The sequence below is a fragment of the Streptomyces torulosus genome (genome assembly GCF_001419765.1).
Taxonomy (GTDB): Bacteria; Actinomycetota; Actinomycetes; order Streptomycetales; family Streptomycetaceae; genus Streptomyces; species Streptomyces torulosus.
Window position 1 is genome coordinate 1 of sequence record NZ_LIRK01000627.1, and the last position, 18,316, is coordinate 18,316.

Here is an 18,316-nt window from a genome sequence, read left to right on the forward strand (position 1 = left end):
CAAGCGGATCGCGGTGAAGCTGTCCAAGAGCTGCAACGATCTGCGGCTGCTGTCGTCCGGGCCGCGCGCGGGGCTCAACGAGATCAACCTGCCGCCGGTGCAGGCCGGTTCGTCGATCATGCCGGGCAAGGTCAACCCCGTCATCCCCGAGGTCGTCAACCAGGTCGCCTTCGAGGTGATCGGCAACGACGTCACCATCACCATGGCCGCCGAGGCAGGCCAGCTCCAGCTCAACGCCTTCGAACCGATCATCCTGCACTCGCTGTCGGAGTCCATCACGCATCTGCGCGCGGCGTGCCTCACCCTCGCCGAGCGCTGCGTCGACGGCATCACCGCCAACGAGGCCGAACTGCGCGCGGCGGTGGAGAACTCCATCGGCCTGGTCACCGCCCTCAACCCGCACATCGGCTACACGGCGGCCACCGACATCGCCAAGGAGGCCCTCGCCACCGGCCGGGGCGTCGCCGAACTCGTGCTGGAGAAGGGCCTGTTGCCCGCCGAGCGGCTCCAGAAGCTGCTGCGGCCCGAGGTCCTCGCGGGCAGCGGAGCCCTTCGCTCCTGACCCCGTGCGGGACCGGCCCTGACCTGGGTCTATGCTCCGGGACCGGTACAAAGGAGGCACAATGGTGATCATGACAACGACGTCGTCCCTCACCTTCCAGCCGGTCCTGGAGCGCATCGCCGAGGAGATCGAGCGGACCCCGGGCCGCGGCCGCCCCGCCGACTACATCCCGGCGCTCGCGGCCCGCGATCCGCGCCGCTTCGGCATGGCCGTCGCGGAACTCGACGGCACGGTGTACGGCGTGGGGGACTGGCGGGAGCCGTTCTCCACGCAGTCCATCACCAAGGTCTTCACCCTCGCCCTCGACCTGGCCCGTGAGGGCGACGCCCTCTGGGAGCACGTCGGCCGCGAGCCGTCCGGCAACCCCTTCAACTCCCTGGTGCAGCTGGAGTACGAGAACGGCATCCCCCGCAACCCGTTCATCAACGCGGGCGCCCTCGTCGTGACCGACCGCCTTCTCAGCCGCACCGGCGACGCGGCCGGCGAGCTGCTCGCCTTCCTCCGCGCGGAGAGCGGCAACCCGGAGCTGGACTTCGATCCGGAGATCGCCGCCTCCGAGTCCGCGCACGGCGACCGCAACGCCGCCCTCGGCCACTTCATGGCGTCGTACGGCAACATCGACAACCCCGTACCGGTCCTCCTCGACCAGTACTTCCGCCAGTGCTCCCTCACCGCGTCCTGCGCCGACCTCGCCCTCGCCACGACCTTCCTCGCCCGGCACGGCGTCCGCGCCGACGGCACCCGTCTGCTCACCCGCAGCCAGGCCAAGCAGATCAACGCGATCATGCTCACCTGCGGCACGTACGACGCCGCGGGCGACTTCGCCTACCGTGTCGGGCTGCCCGGCAAGAGCGGTGTGGGCGGCGGCATCATCGCGGTCGTACCGGGCCGCTGCACCCTGTGCGTGTGGAGCCCCGGCCTGGACGAACGGGGCAACTCGGTCGCGGGCGTCGCGGCCCTGGACCGCTTCACGACACTGACGGGCCTGTCCGTCTTCTGAACGACCGGCCCACGCCGTCTTCCGCACCACCCGGTCATGCCGTCTGTCGAACCGCCCGGCACCGGGCGTCTCCTGAGCCGCCCGGTCCGCTGCCCTGCGCACCACCCGGTCACGTCCGCGTGAGATCACCCGCCGGTCGCATCGCGGTCCCCGTCCCGCAGACAGGGCGTCGCCTCGACGCCATCCGGCGTTGACACGCTGACCGAGTGTTGGCCATCGCTTTCCCCGTCGATCTCCGCCGCTGCCAGGCCCTGGGCCTGGCCGGCACCGCCTTCCTCGCCCTGGGCGGCGAGACCGCCGGCGCCCTGCCCACGCGCGACCTGCTGTCACCGGCCTCCGGACGCGGCGCGCTCGGCCTGGTCTGCGTGTACTTCGGCGTCGTCCTGCTGATCGCCGCCTGGGCCCTGCTGGGGAAGGTCGTCCGGGGCCCCGAACCACCCACACCCCGGGCCCTGCTGGTCGTCCTGCTGGTCTGGGCGGCCCCCCTGCTGCTGGCCCCGCCCCTGTTCAGCCGGGACGTGTACAGCTACCTCGCGCAGGGCGCCATGGTCGACGCCCACATGGACGTCTACGCCCACGGCCCCGCACGGCTCGGCGGACCCCTCGCCGACGAGGTCGCCCCGGTGTGGCGGCACACGGCCACCCCGTACGGTCCGGTCTTCCTCGCCTTGGCCTCCGCGCTGTCCGCCCTGACGGAGGGGCGCATACCGGAGGGCCTGATCGGCATGCGGATGGTGGCGCTGCTCGGCGTGGCCCTGATGGCGGTGGCGCTGCCCCGGCTGGCCAGGCACCACGGCGGCGATCCGGCCGTCGCCCTCTGGCTCGGCGCCCTCAACCCCCTCGTCCTGCTCCACCTCGTGGCCGGCGCGCACAACGACGCCATGATGCTCGGCCTGCTCGGCGTCGGCCTGGTGGCCGCGCGGGGCCGCGGCTACGCCCTCGGCGTCGTCCTCGTCACCCTCGCCGCGCTGGTCAAGGCACCCGCCGCGCTCGGCCTGCTCGCGGTGGTCGTGATGCGCGGCCGGACCGGCTGGGTGCGGACGACCGTCACGACGGTCGCCGTCGCCGCGGCCACCACCGCGGGAGTCACCGCCCTCACCGGCACGGGATACGGCTGGATCGCCGCCCTGCGCACCCCGGTCTCCCCGCACAACTGGTCGCCCACCACCCTCCTCGGCCGCGCCACCACGAACCTGCTGCACGGACTCGGCAGCGACCTGGCGCCGTTCGCGCTCCCGGCCTGGCGCGCCGCCGGCCTCGTGGTGACGCTCGCCGTCGTCCTCTTCATCTGGCTCCGTCTGCGACCAGGCCCGGTCCACGCGCTCGGCCTCAGCCTCGCCGCGGTGGCCGTGCTCGGCCCGGCGATACGCCCCTGGTACGCGCTCTGGGGGCTGTTCCTCATCGCCGCGGCGGCCCGGAACAGCACGGCGCAGCACAGGCTCGTGGCCGCCACCGGGGTGCTCGCGCTGGCCGTCCTGCCGAGCGGGAACCCGGCGGACACCGAGCAGCTCGCCCTGGCGGTGTGCGGGGGAGTCCTCGCGGTGGTCGTGCTCTGGCAGGCCCACCAGGCGTCCCTGGCACCGGCCCTGGAGCGGACCGCGTGAGCGCCCCCGACGGCCGGCACCGGCTGCTGCCCCGCACCGACCGCGCCCGGGTCGCGCTGGTCCTCGGCCTGGCCCTGGCGGTCACCGTGTTCACCGCGACGGTGCCGCTGCTGCGGGACTGGTTCGACCTGCGCGTCTACCACGGCACCGTCGACACCTGGGTCCACCACGGTGGCCGCGTCTACGACTACCGGGTGCCGGGCACGACGTACGGCTTCACGTACCCGCCGTTCGCCGCCGTCGCGATGCTCCCCATGGCGTGGGTCGGGCTGCGCACCGCGATCGTGCTGTGCCTGGGGCTCGATCTGGTGGCGCTCGGGGTGGTGCTGTTCGTGCTCGCCGGGCCGCGTCTGCGCCGCCACGGCTGGTTCGGCACCTCCCTCGTCCTGTGCGCCCTCGCCCTGTTCGAACCGTTCCGGGACACGGTCAGCTTCGGCCAGGTCAACCTTCTGCTGCTGGCGCTGGTGCTGGCCGACGCCTGGCTGCTGTCCACCGGCCGGGGGCGGTGGGCGGGTGCGGGGATCGGACTGGCCGCGGCGGTGAAACTGACACCCGCGATCTTCATCGGGCTGCTCCTGCTCGCCCGGCGGTGGCGTGCCGCCGGGCTCGCGACGGCCGTCGCCGCGGCCGCCACCGCGGCGGCGGCCTGGGTCGCCCCGGCCGCCTCCCGCTTCTACTGGACCGAGGCGCTGTGGGACACCAGCCGGGTCGGCCGCCTCGACTACGTCTCCAACCAGTCCCTGCAAGGCGTCCTGGCCCGGCTGGTCGCGCCCCACGAACCGAGTCGCGCGCTCTGGGCGCTGCTCGTGCTCGCGGTGCTCGGCGTCTGGGCCGTGCGGGCCCGTGCGGCGGTGCGGGCCGGGGAGTGGACGGCGGCGTTCGCCGTCACCGGGCTGACCGCGTGCCTGGTCAGCCCGATCACATGGGTCCACCATCTGGTCTGGCTGCTGCCGTCGTTCGCGGTGCTGCTGAGGCACCGCCGGCTGCTGCCCCTGACGGCGGCCCTGTACGGGCTGCTGTGCAGCAGCGTCGTCTGGCTGTGGTTCGACGACGCGTCCGGCGTGGCCGGCTTCGTCGGGTCCAACACCTACGTGTGGATCACGCTCGGTCTGCTGTTGCGGCTGCCCGTCGGTCAGTCGCCCGGCCGTCGGCGCCCCCTGAGCCGCAGGAACAGCGACACGGCGGCAGCGCCGACCCCGGCCGCGCCCGCGACCACCCCCGCCTCCGACCAGCCGAGCCCCGCGGCCTGGTCCTTCTCCCGGGCGGGCGGCGGCGATGCGCGGCGGGGCTGAGGCGCGGCCGCCGGACGCGGCGGCAGGAGGGAGCCCACCGGGTCGACGCGCCCCGCGGCCCGGAAGCCCCAGTCGAGCAGGGATCGTGCCTCCTCGTACACGGCGAATCCGATGCCCGATTGCGGCCGCATCACCGTGACGACGAGGGTGCGCCCACCCCGTTCGGCGGCGGCGACCAGGGTGTTGCCCGCGTTGGTGGTGTAGCCGTTCTTGATGCCGATGAGGCCCGGATAGCGGTCCACGCCGGCGCCGGTCAGCAGCCGGTTGGTGTTCTGGATGCCGTATCCCCAGCGGCCGTTCGCCGGGAACTTCGCCGTGGCCGTGGCGCAGTACGCGGCGAACTCCGCGTTGCGCAGTCCGGCCCGCCCGAACACCGCCAGGTCGAACGCCGACGAGACCTGGCCGCGGGCGTCGTAGCCGTCGGGCGAGACGACGTGGGTGTCGTGGGCGCCCAGGGCGCGGGCCTTGTCCTGCATCTGCTCGGCGGTGGCCCGCCAGCCGCCGTTGAGGGAGGCGAGGACGTGCACGGCGTCGTTGCCCGAGCTGAGGAAGACACCGCGCCACAGGTCGGCCACGCGGTAGGTGCGGTTCTCCTTGACGCCGACGAGGCTGCTTCCCTCGCCGATGCCCGCGAGTTCCTTGCTCTTGACGGTGTGCTTGAGTCCTCCGGGGAGCCTCGGCAGCACGGTCAGCGCGAACAGGGTCTTGAGGGTGCTCGCGGGGGGTAGTTTGCGGTGCGCGTTGTGCGCGGCGAGGACCTCTCCGCTGCGGGCGTCGGCCACCACCCAGGCCACGGCGGAGACGTCACGGGGAATCCGGGGCGCCCCGGCCCGCGGTCTCACATGGGTTCCCGACCGGTACAGGGAGGCCGGTTCCTGCGAGGACTTGGCGTCCTGGGCGCCCACCTCGACCGAGCCGCCGACGCCCTCGGGATGCGACGCGATCGCGAGGGCGCCCATCACACAGACGACGGAGCAGCAGACGGCGACACGGGAGAAGCGAGCAGCGCGAGGTGAAGATCCGATGGTCATACTGCCAACGTAGGAACGGTCGCGCCGTGGATCGGGGTGCCAGGGCCGGGAGAGCGGACCGAGCACCCGGATGCCGCACACGCCGTGGGGTCACGCGGCAGGGAGGGTGGGCTGCACCTGCCGTAGGAAGGCCGCGTTGTCCGGGGTGGCGCGCAGCCGCTCCAGCAGGGTTTCCAGGCTCGCCTGTCCCTCGCGCGGGCGCAAGGCCCGCCGCAGTCCGCGTACGGCGGTCAACTCGGCCGGTGTCAGGAGGAGTTCCTCCCGGCGGGTGCCGGACGGGGTGATGTCCACGGCGGGGAAGACCCGCCGGTCGGCGAGTGCGCGGTCGAGCCGCAGTTCCATGTTGCCGGTGCCCTTGAGCTCCTCGAAGAAGAAGTCGTCGGCGCGGGAGCCGGTCTCCACCAAGGCGGTGGCGAGGATGGTGAGGGAGCCGGCCTCCTCGGTGAGCCGGGCGGCGCCGAAGAGGCGCTTGGGGCCGTGCAGCGCGGCGGCGTCGACACCGCCGCTGAGGGTGCGGCCACCGGCGGCGGCCGCGTTGTTGTGCGCCCGGCACAGCCGGGTGAGGGAGTCCAGCAGGATCACGACGTCCTCGCCCTGTTCGACGAGCCGCTTGGCGCGCTCCACGACCAGTTCGGCGAGCGCGATGTGCTGCTTGGGGGACCGGTCGAAGGTGGAGGCGTACACCTCGCCCCGCACGGAGCGCCGCATGTCGGTCACCTCCTCGGGCCGCTCGTCGAGCAGTACCACCATCAGGTGGGCCTCGGGGTGGTTGGCGGCGATCGCGGCGGCCAGCTGCTGGAGCAGTACCGTCTTGCCGGTCTTCGGCGGTGCCACGACGAGTCCGCGCTGTCCCTTGCCGACGGGGGCGACGAGGTCGACGAGACGGCCCGTCAGACCGCTCGCCCGGTGCTCCAGCCGCAGCCGTTCACGGGGATGCAGCGGTGTCAGGTCGTGGAAGTGCGGTCGGCCGCGCAGCTCGTCGGGGGTGCGCCCGTTGATCCGCTCGACCTCGGTGAGGGCGCGCCGGCCCGCGCCGACGCCTTCGACGGTGTCGCCCTTGCGCAGCCCGTACCGGCGGATCAGCGCGGCGGGCACCTGGGTGTCGGAGGCGGTGGGCGGTCCGTTCTCGGCGCGCAGGAACCCCTGCCCGCCCTGCACGGTCTCCAGGACGCCGGTGACGTGGGTGGGGGACTGCCGATGAGTGGAAGTGTGTTCGAGTGTGGTGGTGGTCATGGGGGTCCTTTCACGGACTTCCTGGGAGAAACGCATGAGGAAGGGGGAGGGGAAGGCACACACCCGCGGATACGGCTGAGCCCTGCGCGAGGTGGTGCGGAGAAGCTGACGCCGGTCGGATGTCGACGGGCGGTCGGTTCAGCTGAGGAGATCTCAGGAACTGAGAGAGTGGCACCGGCGCCCGGGACCGGGCGATACACACGTGCCAAACGCAGCGTACCACTCCCCGTCACCAAACGTTAGGGATTTCCTTACCGACGGCCTTTGAACTCACCTGAGCGGCCCCCCGTACAGGAGGGGGCGGCCCCGCCCACCCGAGTCAGGACCGCCGTCCCACCAGCGGTCTTCGCACGGAAGGAACGTCGGGTGTCGCTCTTCACGCGCTCCGGTCGACTGCCGGACACCGACACGGCCAGGCACACCAACACGGAGGACGACACCGACCCCGCGTCGGCCGAAGCACCGTCCGTGTCGACCGACGCGTCCGCCGGAGGTGTCGGCCGGTGGCGGCGGCTCCGCCGGGCCCCGCGGGAGTTCCGGCGGAGGTGTCCGGTCGCCGCGCGGAGCGTGTCGTGGGCGGTCACGGCGCTGGCGGCGGCCCTGGTGCTGTTCGCCCTGCTGATGCCGGGCAGCGTCCAGTACTTCACGGCCGCGCAGTTCCTGCGGATCCCGGTGGAGCCCATCCTCGGCGCCGCCCTGCTGATGGCGCTGCCGCGCCGGCCGCGCCAGGCGCTCGCGGTCCTCATCGGGGCGGGCCTGGCCGCGCTGATCGTCGTGAAGTCCCTGGACATCGGCTTCAACCAGTTCCTCGGCCGCGGCTTCAACATCGTCCTCGACTGGGGGCTCCTCGACGACGCCGAGTCGTACATGGAGGACACCCTCGGCCGCTCCGGCGCGCTCGCCGCCGTCATCGGCCTCGTGACCGTGGTCGTCGCGTTGTTCGCCGTCATGGCGCTGGCGGTGGTCCGGCTCGCGAAGCTCCTGGTCGGGCACCGGGAACGGGCCATGCGCGGCACGGTCGTCGCGGGCACCGTGTGGATCACCTGCGCGGCTCTCGGCCTGACACCCCTTCAGGACACGCCGGTCGCCTCCCGGAACACGATCGGGTTCGTGCAGGACCGTTGGGCCCGCGCGCAGGAGACCCTCGCGGACGAGGCGGCGTTCGCCGAGGAGGCCAAGAAGGACGCCTTCGCCGATGTGCCCGCCGATCGCCTGCTGACCGGGCTGCGGGGCAAGGACGTCATGATCACCTTCATCGAGAGCTACGGCCGCGCCGCCCTGGAGGACCCGGCGATCGCGCCCGGGGTGACGGCGACGCTCGACGAGCGGAACGAGGCGCTGCGCAAGGCCGGGTTCGCGGCGAGGAGCGGCTGGCTCACCTCTGCGACCTACGGCGGCAGCAGCTGGCTCGGCCACTCCACCTTCCTGACGGGGCTGTGGATCGACAACCAGAACCGCTACCGCACGGTCACCGCGGGCGAGCGCCTCACCCTGCCCGGCGCCTTCCACAAGTCGGGCGCATGGCGGACGGTCGGGGTGGTGCCCGGCGTCCAGTACAACTGGCCCGAGGGCGACTTCTACGGCTTCGACAAGGTGTACGACTCCCGCGACCTCGGCTACCGCGGCCCGAAGTTCAGCTGGTCCACCATGCCCGACCAGTACGCCCTGACCGCGTTCGAGCGCCTGGAGGCCGCCAAGCGGGGCGGCAAGCCGCTGATGTCGGAGATCATCCTGACCTCCAGCCACCAGCCCTGGGCGCCCCTGCCGAGGATGGTCGGCTGGGACGAGGTCGGTGACGGCTCCGTCTACCGGTCCATCGAGAAGGCCGGCAAGGACCCGGCGGACGTCTTCACCGACCCCGTCAAGGTGAAGGAGGAGTACGGCAGGTCCGTCCAGTACTCCCTGCGGAGCCTCCTCGAGTACGTCGAGAAGTTCGGCGACGAGAACACCGTGCTCGTCTTCCTCGGCGACCACCAGCCCATGGCCAGCGTCAGCGGCAACGGCGCCGACCACGACGTACCGGTCACCGTCGTCGCCCACGACCCGAAGGTCCTCGACCGCATCGACGACTGGGGCTGGTCCGACGGCCTGAGGCCCGGCGCCGACGCCCCTGTCTGGCGCATGGACACCTTCCGCGACCGCTTCCTCACCGCGTACGGCACCGAGCCGAACACGACGAAGACACCTGCCTCCCCGGCGGGCTGACGGGGTGCAGGTGCGGGGGCCGACCACCGGGAGTGGGCTCCAGGTGGCCGGCCTCGGGGGTCAGCCGGCGAGGTCGAAGATTCCGTAGCCGAAGCCCTGCGCGGTGATCCCGCCGTCGGTGAGCTCCACGCCCCGCGACTCCAGGGGACGGGGCGTGCCGGCGTCCGGCTTGTGCGGGCAACTCGCCTCGTTGCGCTGTGGGTTGATCACGACGAGGTACCGTCCCCCGCGCAGGTACACGAACGGGTACCCGAGGTGCAGCACCTCCATCGAGCCGCCGGGACCCAGGTCGGGGGTGTGGCGGCGGAGAGCGATCAGACGGCGGACGAGGCGGAGCAGGGACGTGTCGTCGGCGCGTTGGGCGGCGACGGTCGGGCGGTCGGGGAACGGGTCGACCGGCAGGTAGAGGTGGTCGGCCGGCGCGGTGGAGAACCCCGCGTTCGGGCTGTCGTCCCACTGCATGGGGGTGCGGGACCCGGCCCGGTTGTAGCGCGGGCCGAGGACGCTGCCCTCCTTGTCCGGCAGGCCGGGCACGTAACGCATGCCGATCTCGTCGCCGTAGTAGATCGCCGGAAGCGTCGGCCAGGTCAGCTGGAAGGCGAAGGCGGCGGGGAGCTGTTCGGCCGTGCGGGGGCCGCAGTTGAGGCGGGAGAAGTCGTGGTTGGCGGTGGGCAGGGAGATGGTGCCCGTGCCGTCGACGGCCGTGGACGCCTGCTGCCACGCCTCGACGAAGGGGCGGGGTGAGCCCTTGCCGCCCGCGTCGAAGAAGCAGTCGAGGGGGTCCCATGTGTCGTTGACGGTGCCCTCGCCGTTGCTCCACAGCGAGCGGAGGGCCAGGCCGTCGGTGGGGCCGCCGAAGTGGAGGAAGAAGTCGGCGTGGAAGCCCGCCGGGATCGACACCTCCGGCTCGCCCCACTCGGCCAGGAGCACGGCGTCCGGGTGGGTGGTGTCCAGCCAGTGCCGCAGTTCCGTCCAGACACGGGCCGTCTCGGTCCTGCCGGGGTCGTCCTTCACCAGGGACGCGGCCATGTCGACGCGGAAGCCCGAGACGCCGAGGCCCAGCCAGTGGTCCATGATCGTGCGCAGGGCGGCACGGTTGGCGCGCGGGCCGTCGGCGTCGACCGGCAGCCGCCACGGCTCGGCCGGGTCCTCGCGGGCGTAGCCGAAGTTGAGGGCGGGCTGGGAGTCGAAGAAGTTCGGCAGGTACGCGCCAGGCCGGGTGCCGGGGGAGTCGACGAAGCCGTCGGGCCGGCCCTCGGCCGTCCAGATGTAGCGGTGGTCGTCCGGGTCGTCCGCGGACGCCCGGAACCAGGGGTGATCGACGGACGTGTGGCCCGCGACCAGGTCCAGCAGGATGCGGATGCCCCTGCGGCGGGCCGCGTCGACGAGCGCCGCCAGGTCGTCGTTCGAGCCGTAGCGGGGGGCGACGTTCAGATAGTCGGCGACGTCGTATCCCGCGTCGCGGAACGGCGAGACGAAGCACGGGTTCAGCCAGACGGTGTCGACGCCCAGCCAGGACAGATGATCGAGTTTCTCGGTGATGCCGGCGAAGTCCCCGATGCCGTCTCCGTCGGAGTCGGCGAAGGACTGCGGGTAGATCTGGTAGAAGACGGCGTCGGCCAGCCAGGTCGGGGCAGGACGGAACGAAGTCATACGTCGACCCTAGGCGAGGGCGCCCGCCGTCCGCTGCCCCGAGCCAAGGCCTAAGCTGAGCCGATGTTCACCCCGCAAGGCCCCAGCCTCCGCGAACTCGCCGTTCAGGCACTCTCCTCCGTCGAACACGGCTACGACCTGCTCGCGCCGAAGTTCGACCACACCCCGTTCCGTACGCCGGACAGCATCCTCGACGCGGTGGAACGGGCCCTGACCGCGATGGGCCCCTTCGACCACGGCCTCGATCTGTGCTGTGGCACGGGCGCGGGCATGGAGGTGCTCCGCGAGCTGTGCCGGGAGAGCGCCACCGGCGTCGACATCAGCGCCGGGATGCTGGCGGTGGGCAGGGACCGGCTCACCGCAGGGTCCGGCGACCGCGACCGCGATCGGGACGGTGCCGCCGCCGGGGCTCCCCGCCTCTCCTGGGTGCGCGGCGACGCCCTCGCGTTGCCCTTCGGGCCCGTCTTCGACGTGGCCGTGAGCTTCGGGGCGTTCGGGCACTTCCTGCCGGAACAGCTGCCGGGCCTGTTCGCGCAGGTCCACTCCGTGCTGCGGCCGGGCGGCCGCTTCGCGTTCCCGCTCCCGGCGCCCGCCCCGCCCCGGTCGCCCTGGTACTGGGCGGCCCTCGGCTTCGACGCGGCGATGCGGGTCCGCAACGCCGTCTGGCGGCCGCCCTTCGTCATGTACTACCGGCCGTTCCGCCTCGGCCTCGTACGGCACGAGCTGGAACGGGCCGGGTTCGACGTCGAACTGTTCGCCCTGCCCGAGTTCGGGCCGCGCCCCGACGGCAGCCCGCGCTGCCGGATGGTCGTGGCCACCCGCCCGGACACCCCGAGCCACAGGACCGGGCGGTAGCGGCCGCGGCGCCCGGTCAGAGGGCGCTGTACAGGGCGTCGACGAGCGCCATCTTGCGTGGGTCGTCGGCGATGTGCGGACCCATCCGGTTCATGACGTAGCCGAGGGAGACGCCTGCCTCCGGGTCGGCGAGGCCGCAGGAACCGCCGTAGCCGTCGTGGCCGTAGGCCCTGGGGTTCGGGCCGTACGAGCCGTGCGCGCCGCTCAGCCAGACCCCGAGCGCCACCTCCGTGTCCCGGCCGAAGCCGGCGCCGAGCACCAGGTCACGGCAGCTGCCCTGCCCCTCGCGGACCCGCTCGGCGGCCTCCGGCGACAGCACCCGGTGCCCGCCCCAGCCGCCGCCCAGCGCCAGGACCCCGTAGAGCGCGGCGACCGCGCGGGCGGTGCCGTGACCGTTGGCGGCGGGGACCTCGGCGGCCCGCCACGCGGCGCTGTTGGCCTCGGCGGCGCCGACCAGCGGGTTGGCGAGGGCGGCCAGCGCGGTGGGTGTCAACTGCGCGAAGACGGCCGCCTGTTCACTCGTCGTCGCGGCCGGCGGATGCACCAGCTCGGCGGCCCGACCGGCCTCCTTCTCCGGCAGCCCGATCGTGAAGTCGATCCCGAGGGGCCCGGTGACCTCCCGCTCCAGGAACGCGCCCGGCAGCAGCCCCGACACCCGCCGGACCACCTCACCGACGAGGAAACCGAACGTCATCGCGTGGTACCCCGACTGCGTACCGGGCTCCCACCAGGGCTCCTGCGCCGCCAGCCGCGCCACGGTCACGTCCCAGTCGCACAGCTCGGCGAACGAGAGCGGTTCACGCGGCCCGGCCAGGCCCGACCGGTGCGACAGCAGGTGCCGTACGAGGACGCCGTCCTTGCCCGCCGCCGCGAACTCGGGCCAGTACGCGGCCACCGGGGCGTCCAGGTCGAGCAGCCCCCGGTCGGCGAGGATGTGCGCGCACAGGGCGGTCGGGCCCTTGGTCGTCGACCACACGTTGACCACGGTGTCCCGCTCCCAGGGCCGGGTGCGGGCCCCGTCGGCCCAGCCGCCCCACAGGTCCACCATGGTCTCCCCGCGCAGCGTCACGGTGACCGCCGCCCCCAGCTCGTCGCGCTCCCCGAAGTTCTCCTCGAACGCGGTCCGCACGGCAGCGAACCGTGCGTCGCAGTGACCTCGCACCTGGGACATGAACCCACCCACCCCTTCGACATCGGCCGGGCCCGGGGTCACCCGGGCACCCCGAACATACCGACTGGTCGGATCAGGAGGAACCCGTGAGGCAGCCCGGACCCGCGGGGGCAGGCGCATGGAGTGGTTCCCGGCGAGGTGCCCGGCCCGTTGAGCGGTCCGCCGGCGGGGTGCTCGGCCGCCTTCGGGACGAATTCAAGATTTGGCCGACGCAGGGCACGATCAGTCGTCGTCGCCGGCCTCGTCCTTGGTCTTGAGGACCTCGTAGGTCTTGGGGTCGAGATAGACCTCCACCTCGCCGCCGTCAGCCTTCCTGATCTCCACCGCGTACGTGCCGGGGTTCTCGGCATCCTCCTCGGACTTGATCACCGTGCTGGGGAAGGCGGCCAGCGCCGCTGCCTCGGCCTTCTCCTTCGCCTCGCCGGTCAGCGGGGTCTCGACCACGTCACCGCCCTCCTCTCCCTCGGCCTGCGCACCACCCTCCGCGGCCTGGGCGTCGTCGTCGGCCTGACCGGCCGCGGCGCTGCTCGACGGCGAGGCGGAATCGCCGGAGTCCGAGCCGCCACAGGCGACCAGCCCGACGAGCAGGGCGGCGGTGGAAAGAGCGGCGGCCAAGGCGCGCTGGGGAGCGTTCATGGTGCAGATCTCCAAGAGGTCGGGGACGTGCGATGCGGCCGGACGGCGACGAAAACGTCGCAGGTCCGGGCCGTCAGGGACGTCAACGACCCTAGGAACAGGCACTCAAGCAAGAGACCAGAGAGCGGCCAGGGAACCGCTAAGAAACGCCCAACCTTTCATGGCGCGGACGCCGCTGGAGCCGCCGCCTCCGACCGGCCGGGCCGTCGAGAGAGCGGACCCGCACACTGGCGGTGGGGCCATGGCACCGAGGCGGAGCTGCGCTACGCCGAACCGGTCGGCGCGGGTCCGCCGGCGCTCATGCCGCTCCGGAAAGGGACGTCGACCCGACGGTTCTGTCGGCGTCGGCACCGTTGCGCCGAGGCAGGCGCAGCTGCGCGGTGATCTGCTTCCCCGGGCCGTGCGGTGTCACGGCCACATGGTCGCTGACCGTGTGGACGAGGCGGAGCCCATGGCCGCCGACGCGGTGCCGGTCGCCGTTCCTGACCGTGGGGTGAGCGGGCGACGTGTCCCACACGGTGATGGCCAGCGCGTCCCCGCTGAGCCGCAGGACGAGCCCGCAGGGGCCGGGCGCGTGCCGGAGGGCGTTGGTGACCAGTTCGCTGACGACGAGTTCGGCGTCTCGCGCCAGGGGCGTCGGGACGGGGGTGCGGCCGGTGTGCGGGGCATGGGCGAGCAGGGTGCGCAGCAGACGCCGGGCATCGGCCGCGTGGGCCGCGCCAGTGGCCCAGGTCGCGCCCGAGCGCAGCGTGATGTGCTCGTCCGTGCCCTGCTCATCTGCCGCCTGCTTCCTAAGCGGGATGACCATACGGGGCTCTTTCGTTGTGATCGCCGCTCCTCGGCGGCTTCCGCCAGGCGGGTACCCGTGATCCGGACCGCGCATTCAGGGGTACCCGTTCGGCGCACGCATCTCATGGGCTCCGGCGAGACCGCGGTCCCTCAGAAGCGCGAGGCCAGCCAGCGCAGCTTGGCCGCCTCCTGGTAGGGGCCGCCGCCCTCGTGGTCGTTGAACTCGTAGACCTCGATCTGCTTGTCGTCCTCGGCCCACGCGTTGAACGCGGCGAACACCGTGGACGGCGGGCACGTCAGGTCCTCCAGGGCCGCCGAGAACAGGGCCGGTGCCCGGCCGCGCGCGGCGAAGTGCACACCGTCGAAGTAGGCGAGGGTCCGCTGGACGTCCGCCGCGCGACCGCGGTGCGTCTTCAGGTACTTGCCGATCTCGCGGTACGGGTCCCGGTCGGTGATCGTCGTGGAGCGCGGGAAGTCGCACAGGAACGGCACGTCGGGAGCGACCCCGACCAGGTCGGGGACCAGTCCGCCGACCGCTATGGAGATCCCTCCGCCCTGGCTGGACCCGAGGACGGCGGTGCGCGAGGCGTCGGTCAGCGGGTGGGAGCGGGCGGCCTCCACCGCGCGGACACCGTCCGTGTAGACCCGCCGGTAGTAGTAGTTCTCGGGGGCGTCGATGCCGCGGGTCATGAAGCCGGGGAAGGCGGGCGCGCCGCCGACCGGGTCCGGGGTGTCGCCGCCCCCGCCCCAGGCGCTGCCCTGACCGCGGGTGTCCATGACGAAGTGCGCGTAGCCGGCCGAGGCCCACAGCAGATGGGTGTGGGGCAGACCGCGGCCGCCGCCGTACCCGATGAACTCCACGACCGTGGGCAGCGGCGCGGTCGCCCCGGCGGGCAGCATTAGCCAGCCCTTGACGCGGTGGCCGCCGAAACCGGCGAAGGACACGTCGTACACGTCGACGGTGGTCAGGTGGGTGTCGACCGGCTCGAAACGCGCGTCGAGGTCGTGCTCGCGGGACTCCTGGAGCGTCTTCGCCCAGAAGGCGTCGAAGTCCTCGGGCTCCGTTGAAGCGCTTCGATAACCACGGAGCTCGTCCAACGGCAGGTCGAACAGGGCCATGAAGGACCACCTTTTGAGTTCTCGGTGCGGATGATCACACCGTACGTGGGCCGCCGCGGACCGCCAAGAGCCCCTCGGCTCCCGGCAGTCGCGACGGCCACGGTGTCGCGACCCGGCGGCGGTGCGGTCAGCGCTGGTCGGCGCCGATCAGCGCCCTGACCTCGAAGTCCTCGTACACCGTCGCCTCCTGCGGGGGACCGAGCAGCGAGCCCAGCCAGCCGAGCAGGAAGCCCGCCGGGATCGAGACGATGCCCGGGTTCTGCAACGGGAACCACGCGAAGTCCGCTTCCGGGTAGAGGGAGTTCGGGGTGGAGGAGACGACCGGCGAGAACAGCACCAGCAGCACCGAGGCGAGGAGACCGCCGTACAGGCTGAGCAGGGCGCCCCGGGCGGTGAACCCGCGCCAGAACAGGCTGTAGACGATGGTCGGCAGGATGGCGGACGCGGCGATCGCGAAGGCGAGGAACGCGAGGGTGGCCGTGTTGGTGCCCCAGGCGAGCAGTGCGAACAGCATGCCGAGGACACCCATGAACAGGGCGGCGATCCTGGCGACGCCCAGTTCCTCGGTCTCCTTCGCCCTCCCCTTGCGGATGACCTCGCCGTAGAGGTCGTGGGCGAGCGACGACGCCGCGGCGAGCGTGAGACCGGCCGCGACGGCGAGCAGGGTGACGAACGCCAGCGCGGAGACGATCGCCGTGAGGACCTCCCCGCCGAGTTCGCCTGCGAGCAGCAGCACGGCCGCGTCGCCCTTGTGGTCGATGTCCGCGATGTTCTCCCGGCCCACGACGGCGGTGGCGCCGAGGCCCAGCACGGCGGCCATCAGACACACGAACCCGACCAGGCCCACGGCCCACACCACCGAGGCGCGCAGCACCCGGGTCCTGCGGGGCGCGAGCAGCCGCATCATCACGTGGGGGAGCGCGGCGAGGCCCAGCACTATGGCCAGTTGCAGGCTGAGGAAGTCCAGCTTGCTGATCGGGCCGGCCCCGTAGCGCAGCCCCGGTTCGAGGTACGCGTCGCCGAGGCCGCTGCCCGCGGTCGCGGACGCAAGCAGGTCGTCGAGGTTCCAGTCGAAGCGGTTCAACACCATGACGGCGACGACGGTGACCCCGGCGACGAGCATCACCGCTTTGACGACCTGGATGAAGGTCGCGCCCGGCATACCGCCGATCGCCGCGTAGATCGTCACGATGGAACCGATGATGATCACCGTCATCGTCCTGGTGGTCGGCCCCGGCTCACCGACGAACTGTGTCAACAGGGCTATGCTGCCGACCAGTTGGGCCACCAGGTACAGGGCGCACACGGTGAGGGTGCAGATGGCCAGCGCCAGCCGTACGGACCGCTGCCGCGCCGGGAGCCGCCGGGCCAGGGTGTCGCCCAGGGTGAACCTGCCCGAGTTGCGCAGTGGCTCGGCGATGAGCAGCAGCACCACCATCCATGCGACGACCGTGCCGCAGAGGTAGAGCAGACCGTCGTACCCGGTCAGGGCGACCAGGCCGGTGCTGCCGAGCAGGGTCGCGGCCGAGAGGTAGTCGCCGCACATGGCCAGGCCGTTGCGCAGCGGCGACATGTCGCGGTTGCCGAGGTAGAACTCGCTGATCTCGTCGCGCTGCGGCGCGGTCAGCAGAGCCGTGAACAGGGTGACCACGACGACCGACAGGAACAGGACGAAGGTCAGCCGCAGCCCGAACGCGTCGGCGACGCTCGCGGACACCGTCACCACGCGCGGAACCGCCGTCCGGCCGGAAGGCGGAGCTGCTCGCCCTCGTGGTCCTCCAGCTGGGCGCGGAGCCGGCGCACGACCGGGTCGACGTTCCTGCGCATGTGCCGTAGATACAGCCACGCGGTCACGCCGATGACAGCGAACTGGGTCAGGGCGAGTGCCAGGCCCACCGTCAGCTGGCCGGCCAATCGCTGGTTCATCACGCCGGGGACGAAACTCGACAGGACGACGTACGACAGAAATGCGCCGACGGAGAGCAGCGTCGCGCACATCCCGAATCTGCGAGAGGTGGCACGCAGTGAACGGAATTCAGGAAGTGCGTGTATCGACTGACGTCCCCGGGCTGCGCTCCTCGGGCCGGGAGGAGGGGAAAACGGGTCGCCTCCCGGCTCGGACGGAGGTGGATACGGGACGGAACTGTCGTACCGTGCCGTGGAGTTGGACACAATGCACCCTCTTTGCTGCTTTATGTCTCACACGTGATACCGACCGGTGATGGGATGTATTCCCAGAGGAATTCGACCGCTGCGGTGGTCAGTCGCGTGCGGAAAACGTGGGGGGGGGGAGAGCGGAGTATGTCAGCGTGACGCTTGAAGCATCAACTGCCTTGCGCGGGCGGATTGTGTAAACGTTTTGAGCTGGCTGACATTCACAGCACAACTTTCAGCGAGCGTGTTCGCGTTCGGCTTCACGTCCGCGTTCAGGCCCGGTGGTGTCCCCAGTCGGGGCCCGTGCGTGCCCACTCCTGTTCCCATTCGGCCAGCCGGCGCCGGATGGTGACTCGGCGCACGGTGAAGTGCCCGGCCAGCACGATGCCGACGACGCCGGCCGTGGCGCACGTCCCCAGGGACAGGGTGTGCTGCCAGATGGCGGTGTTCGTCGGCGGGGCCTGCACGCTGTGGCCCGCCGCGTCCAGCCACACGTCGGCGCGGTCGCCGCGCTTCGTGCCGGCCGGGACCCGGGCCTCACCCGTCCGCGAACCCCCGTCGGGCTCCGTCCAGCGGGCCCGCACCCAGTGCATGGGCGGCTTGTCGGCGTGCGCCGAGGGCGCCGCGGCCGGGGCGTTCTCGACGACCACCGCGGTGACCAGGTCCCGCTCGGCCCGCTGCGCCGCGGCGTGCGCCCGCGCGTCCCCGTGCGCCCACCGGCCCACCAGGAAACCGGCCGCCGGGGCGCCGACGACCAGCAGGATCAGGACGATCAACAACGTCCATGCCTCGACGACGTCCGAGCGTCGGCGCAGCGGATTGCGCCGCCACCGCCACCCGAACAACCGGCCTCGCATCTCACCCTCCCTCACCGGTACGGCCCTCATGTACGAGAACCCCGGTTAGGACTGGTCCGCACTTCCGGTGTACCCGATAGAAGCCGCTATGGCATGGTTTGCGCCAGAAATCATGGCGCCGGGACCGGGTCGAGGGCCGGTGCGGAGGGGGTGGG

Annotated in this window: 15 protein-coding genes and 1 pseudogene; 6 read left to right on the plus strand and 10 right to left on the minus strand. The window is 72.2% G+C overall.

Translation table 11 applies throughout. The features are described from left to right. The 4 genes and pseudogenes from AOK23_RS35685 to AOK23_RS50705 form a co-directional block, all read left to right on the plus strand. A partial coding sequence (locus AOK23_RS35685; RefSeq protein WP_240496710.1) for a lyase family protein occupies positions 1 to 562 on the plus strand: 562 nt, incomplete at its 5' end. Positions 563 to 623: 61 nt separating this feature from the next. Beyond that, a complete protein-coding gene (locus AOK23_RS35690; protein ID WP_055716675.1) occupies positions 624 to 1,562 on the plus strand; it encodes a glutaminase in 939 nt (312 codons plus the stop codon). A gap of 215 nt (positions 1,563 to 1,777) precedes the next feature. Further along, a complete protein-coding gene (gene mptB, locus AOK23_RS35695; RefSeq protein WP_055716688.1) occupies positions 1,778 to 3,166 on the plus strand; it encodes a polyprenol phosphomannose-dependent alpha 1,6 mannosyltransferase MptB in 1,389 nt (462 codons plus the stop codon). Between the two features lie 254 nt (positions 3,167 to 3,420). Continuing rightward, positions 3,421 to 4,023, plus strand: a pseudogene (locus tag AOK23_RS50705) (glycosyltransferase family 87 protein); the annotation flags it as partial. Between the two features lie 275 nt (positions 4,024 to 4,298). Here AOK23_RS50705 and AOK23_RS46050 read toward each other — a convergent pair. Together AOK23_RS46050 and rho are read right to left on the minus strand one after the other, a co-directional pair. After that, a complete protein-coding gene (locus AOK23_RS46050) occupies positions 4,299 to 5,489 on the minus strand; it encodes a D-alanyl-D-alanine carboxypeptidase family protein (protein ID WP_079049892.1) in 1,191 nt (396 codons plus the stop codon). Between the two features lie 90 nt (positions 5,490 to 5,579). Further along, positions 5,580 to 6,722, minus strand: coding sequence for a transcription termination factor Rho (gene rho, locus AOK23_RS35710; RefSeq protein ID WP_055716678.1), 1,143 nt, complete (start codon positions 6,720 to 6,722; stop codon positions 5,580 to 5,582). Positions 6,723 to 7,088: 366 nt separating this feature from the next. Between rho and AOK23_RS35715 the strand changes: the two genes are divergently transcribed. Continuing rightward, positions 7,089 to 8,927 (plus strand): sulfatase-like hydrolase/transferase, encoded by a 1,839-nt coding sequence (locus AOK23_RS35715; RefSeq protein WP_055716679.1) that lies wholly within the window; start codon positions 7,089 to 7,091, stop codon positions 8,925 to 8,927. 60 nt (positions 8,928 to 8,987) lie between these two features. Here the strand turns inward: AOK23_RS35715 and AOK23_RS35720 are convergent, their stop codons facing one another. Continuing rightward, positions 8,988 to 10,580, minus strand: a complete 1,593-nt coding sequence (locus AOK23_RS35720) for an alpha-amylase family glycosyl hydrolase (protein ID WP_055716680.1) — start codon at positions 10,578 to 10,580, stop codon at positions 8,988 to 8,990. Between the two features lie 63 nt (positions 10,581 to 10,643). On the opposite strand from AOK23_RS35720, the gene AOK23_RS35725 reads away from it, so the two are divergent. Continuing rightward, positions 10,644 to 11,435, plus strand: a complete 792-nt coding sequence (locus AOK23_RS35725; RefSeq protein ID WP_055716681.1) for a class I SAM-dependent methyltransferase — start codon at positions 10,644 to 10,646, stop codon at positions 11,433 to 11,435. A 16-nt stretch (positions 11,436 to 11,451) separates the two neighbouring features. On the opposite strand, the gene AOK23_RS35730 is transcribed toward AOK23_RS35725, so the two are convergent. The 7 genes from AOK23_RS35730 to AOK23_RS35760 all read right to left on the minus strand — a co-directional run bounded on the left by AOK23_RS35730 (position 11,452) and on the right by AOK23_RS35760 (position 18,161). Beyond that, positions 11,452 to 12,606 carry a serine hydrolase domain-containing protein gene (locus tag AOK23_RS35730; RefSeq protein ID WP_055716682.1) on the minus strand — a complete coding sequence of 385 codons (1,155 nt, stop codon included), beginning with the start codon at positions 12,604 to 12,606 and terminating at the stop codon, positions 11,452 to 11,454. Positions 12,607 to 12,828: 222 nt separating this feature from the next. Then, the gene (locus AOK23_RS35735; protein WP_079049894.1) at positions 12,829 to 13,242 is read right to left on the minus strand and encodes a PepSY domain-containing protein; all 414 of its coding nucleotides are present in this window, start codon (positions 13,240 to 13,242) and stop codon (positions 12,829 to 12,831) included. A gap of 298 nt (positions 13,243 to 13,540) precedes the next feature. Further along, entirely contained in the window at positions 13,541 to 14,050 is a 510-nt protein-coding gene (locus tag AOK23_RS35740; RefSeq protein ID WP_055716683.1) for an ATP-binding protein, read from the minus strand. A gap of 131 nt (positions 14,051 to 14,181) precedes the next feature. Next, complete coding sequence (locus AOK23_RS35745) at positions 14,182 to 15,150, minus strand: acetylxylan esterase (RefSeq protein WP_055716684.1); 969 nt, start codon at positions 15,148 to 15,150, stop codon at positions 14,182 to 14,184. Positions 15,151 to 15,277: 127 nt separating this feature from the next. Beyond that, entirely contained in the window at positions 15,278 to 16,876 is a 1,599-nt protein-coding gene (locus tag AOK23_RS35750; RefSeq protein WP_055716685.1) for a solute symporter family protein, read from the minus strand. Then, positions 16,870 to 17,322, minus strand: a complete 453-nt coding sequence (locus tag AOK23_RS51545; protein WP_276205786.1) for a DUF485 domain-containing protein — start codon at positions 17,320 to 17,322, stop codon at positions 16,870 to 16,872. The genes AOK23_RS35750 and AOK23_RS51545 overlap by 7 nt, the downstream gene beginning before the upstream one ends. Positions 17,323 to 17,576: 254 nt before the next feature. After that, positions 17,577 to 18,161, minus strand: coding sequence for an Rv1733c family protein (locus tag AOK23_RS35760; protein WP_055716687.1), 585 nt, complete (start codon positions 18,159 to 18,161; stop codon positions 17,577 to 17,579). Positions 18,162 to 18,316: the final 155 nt, after the last annotated feature.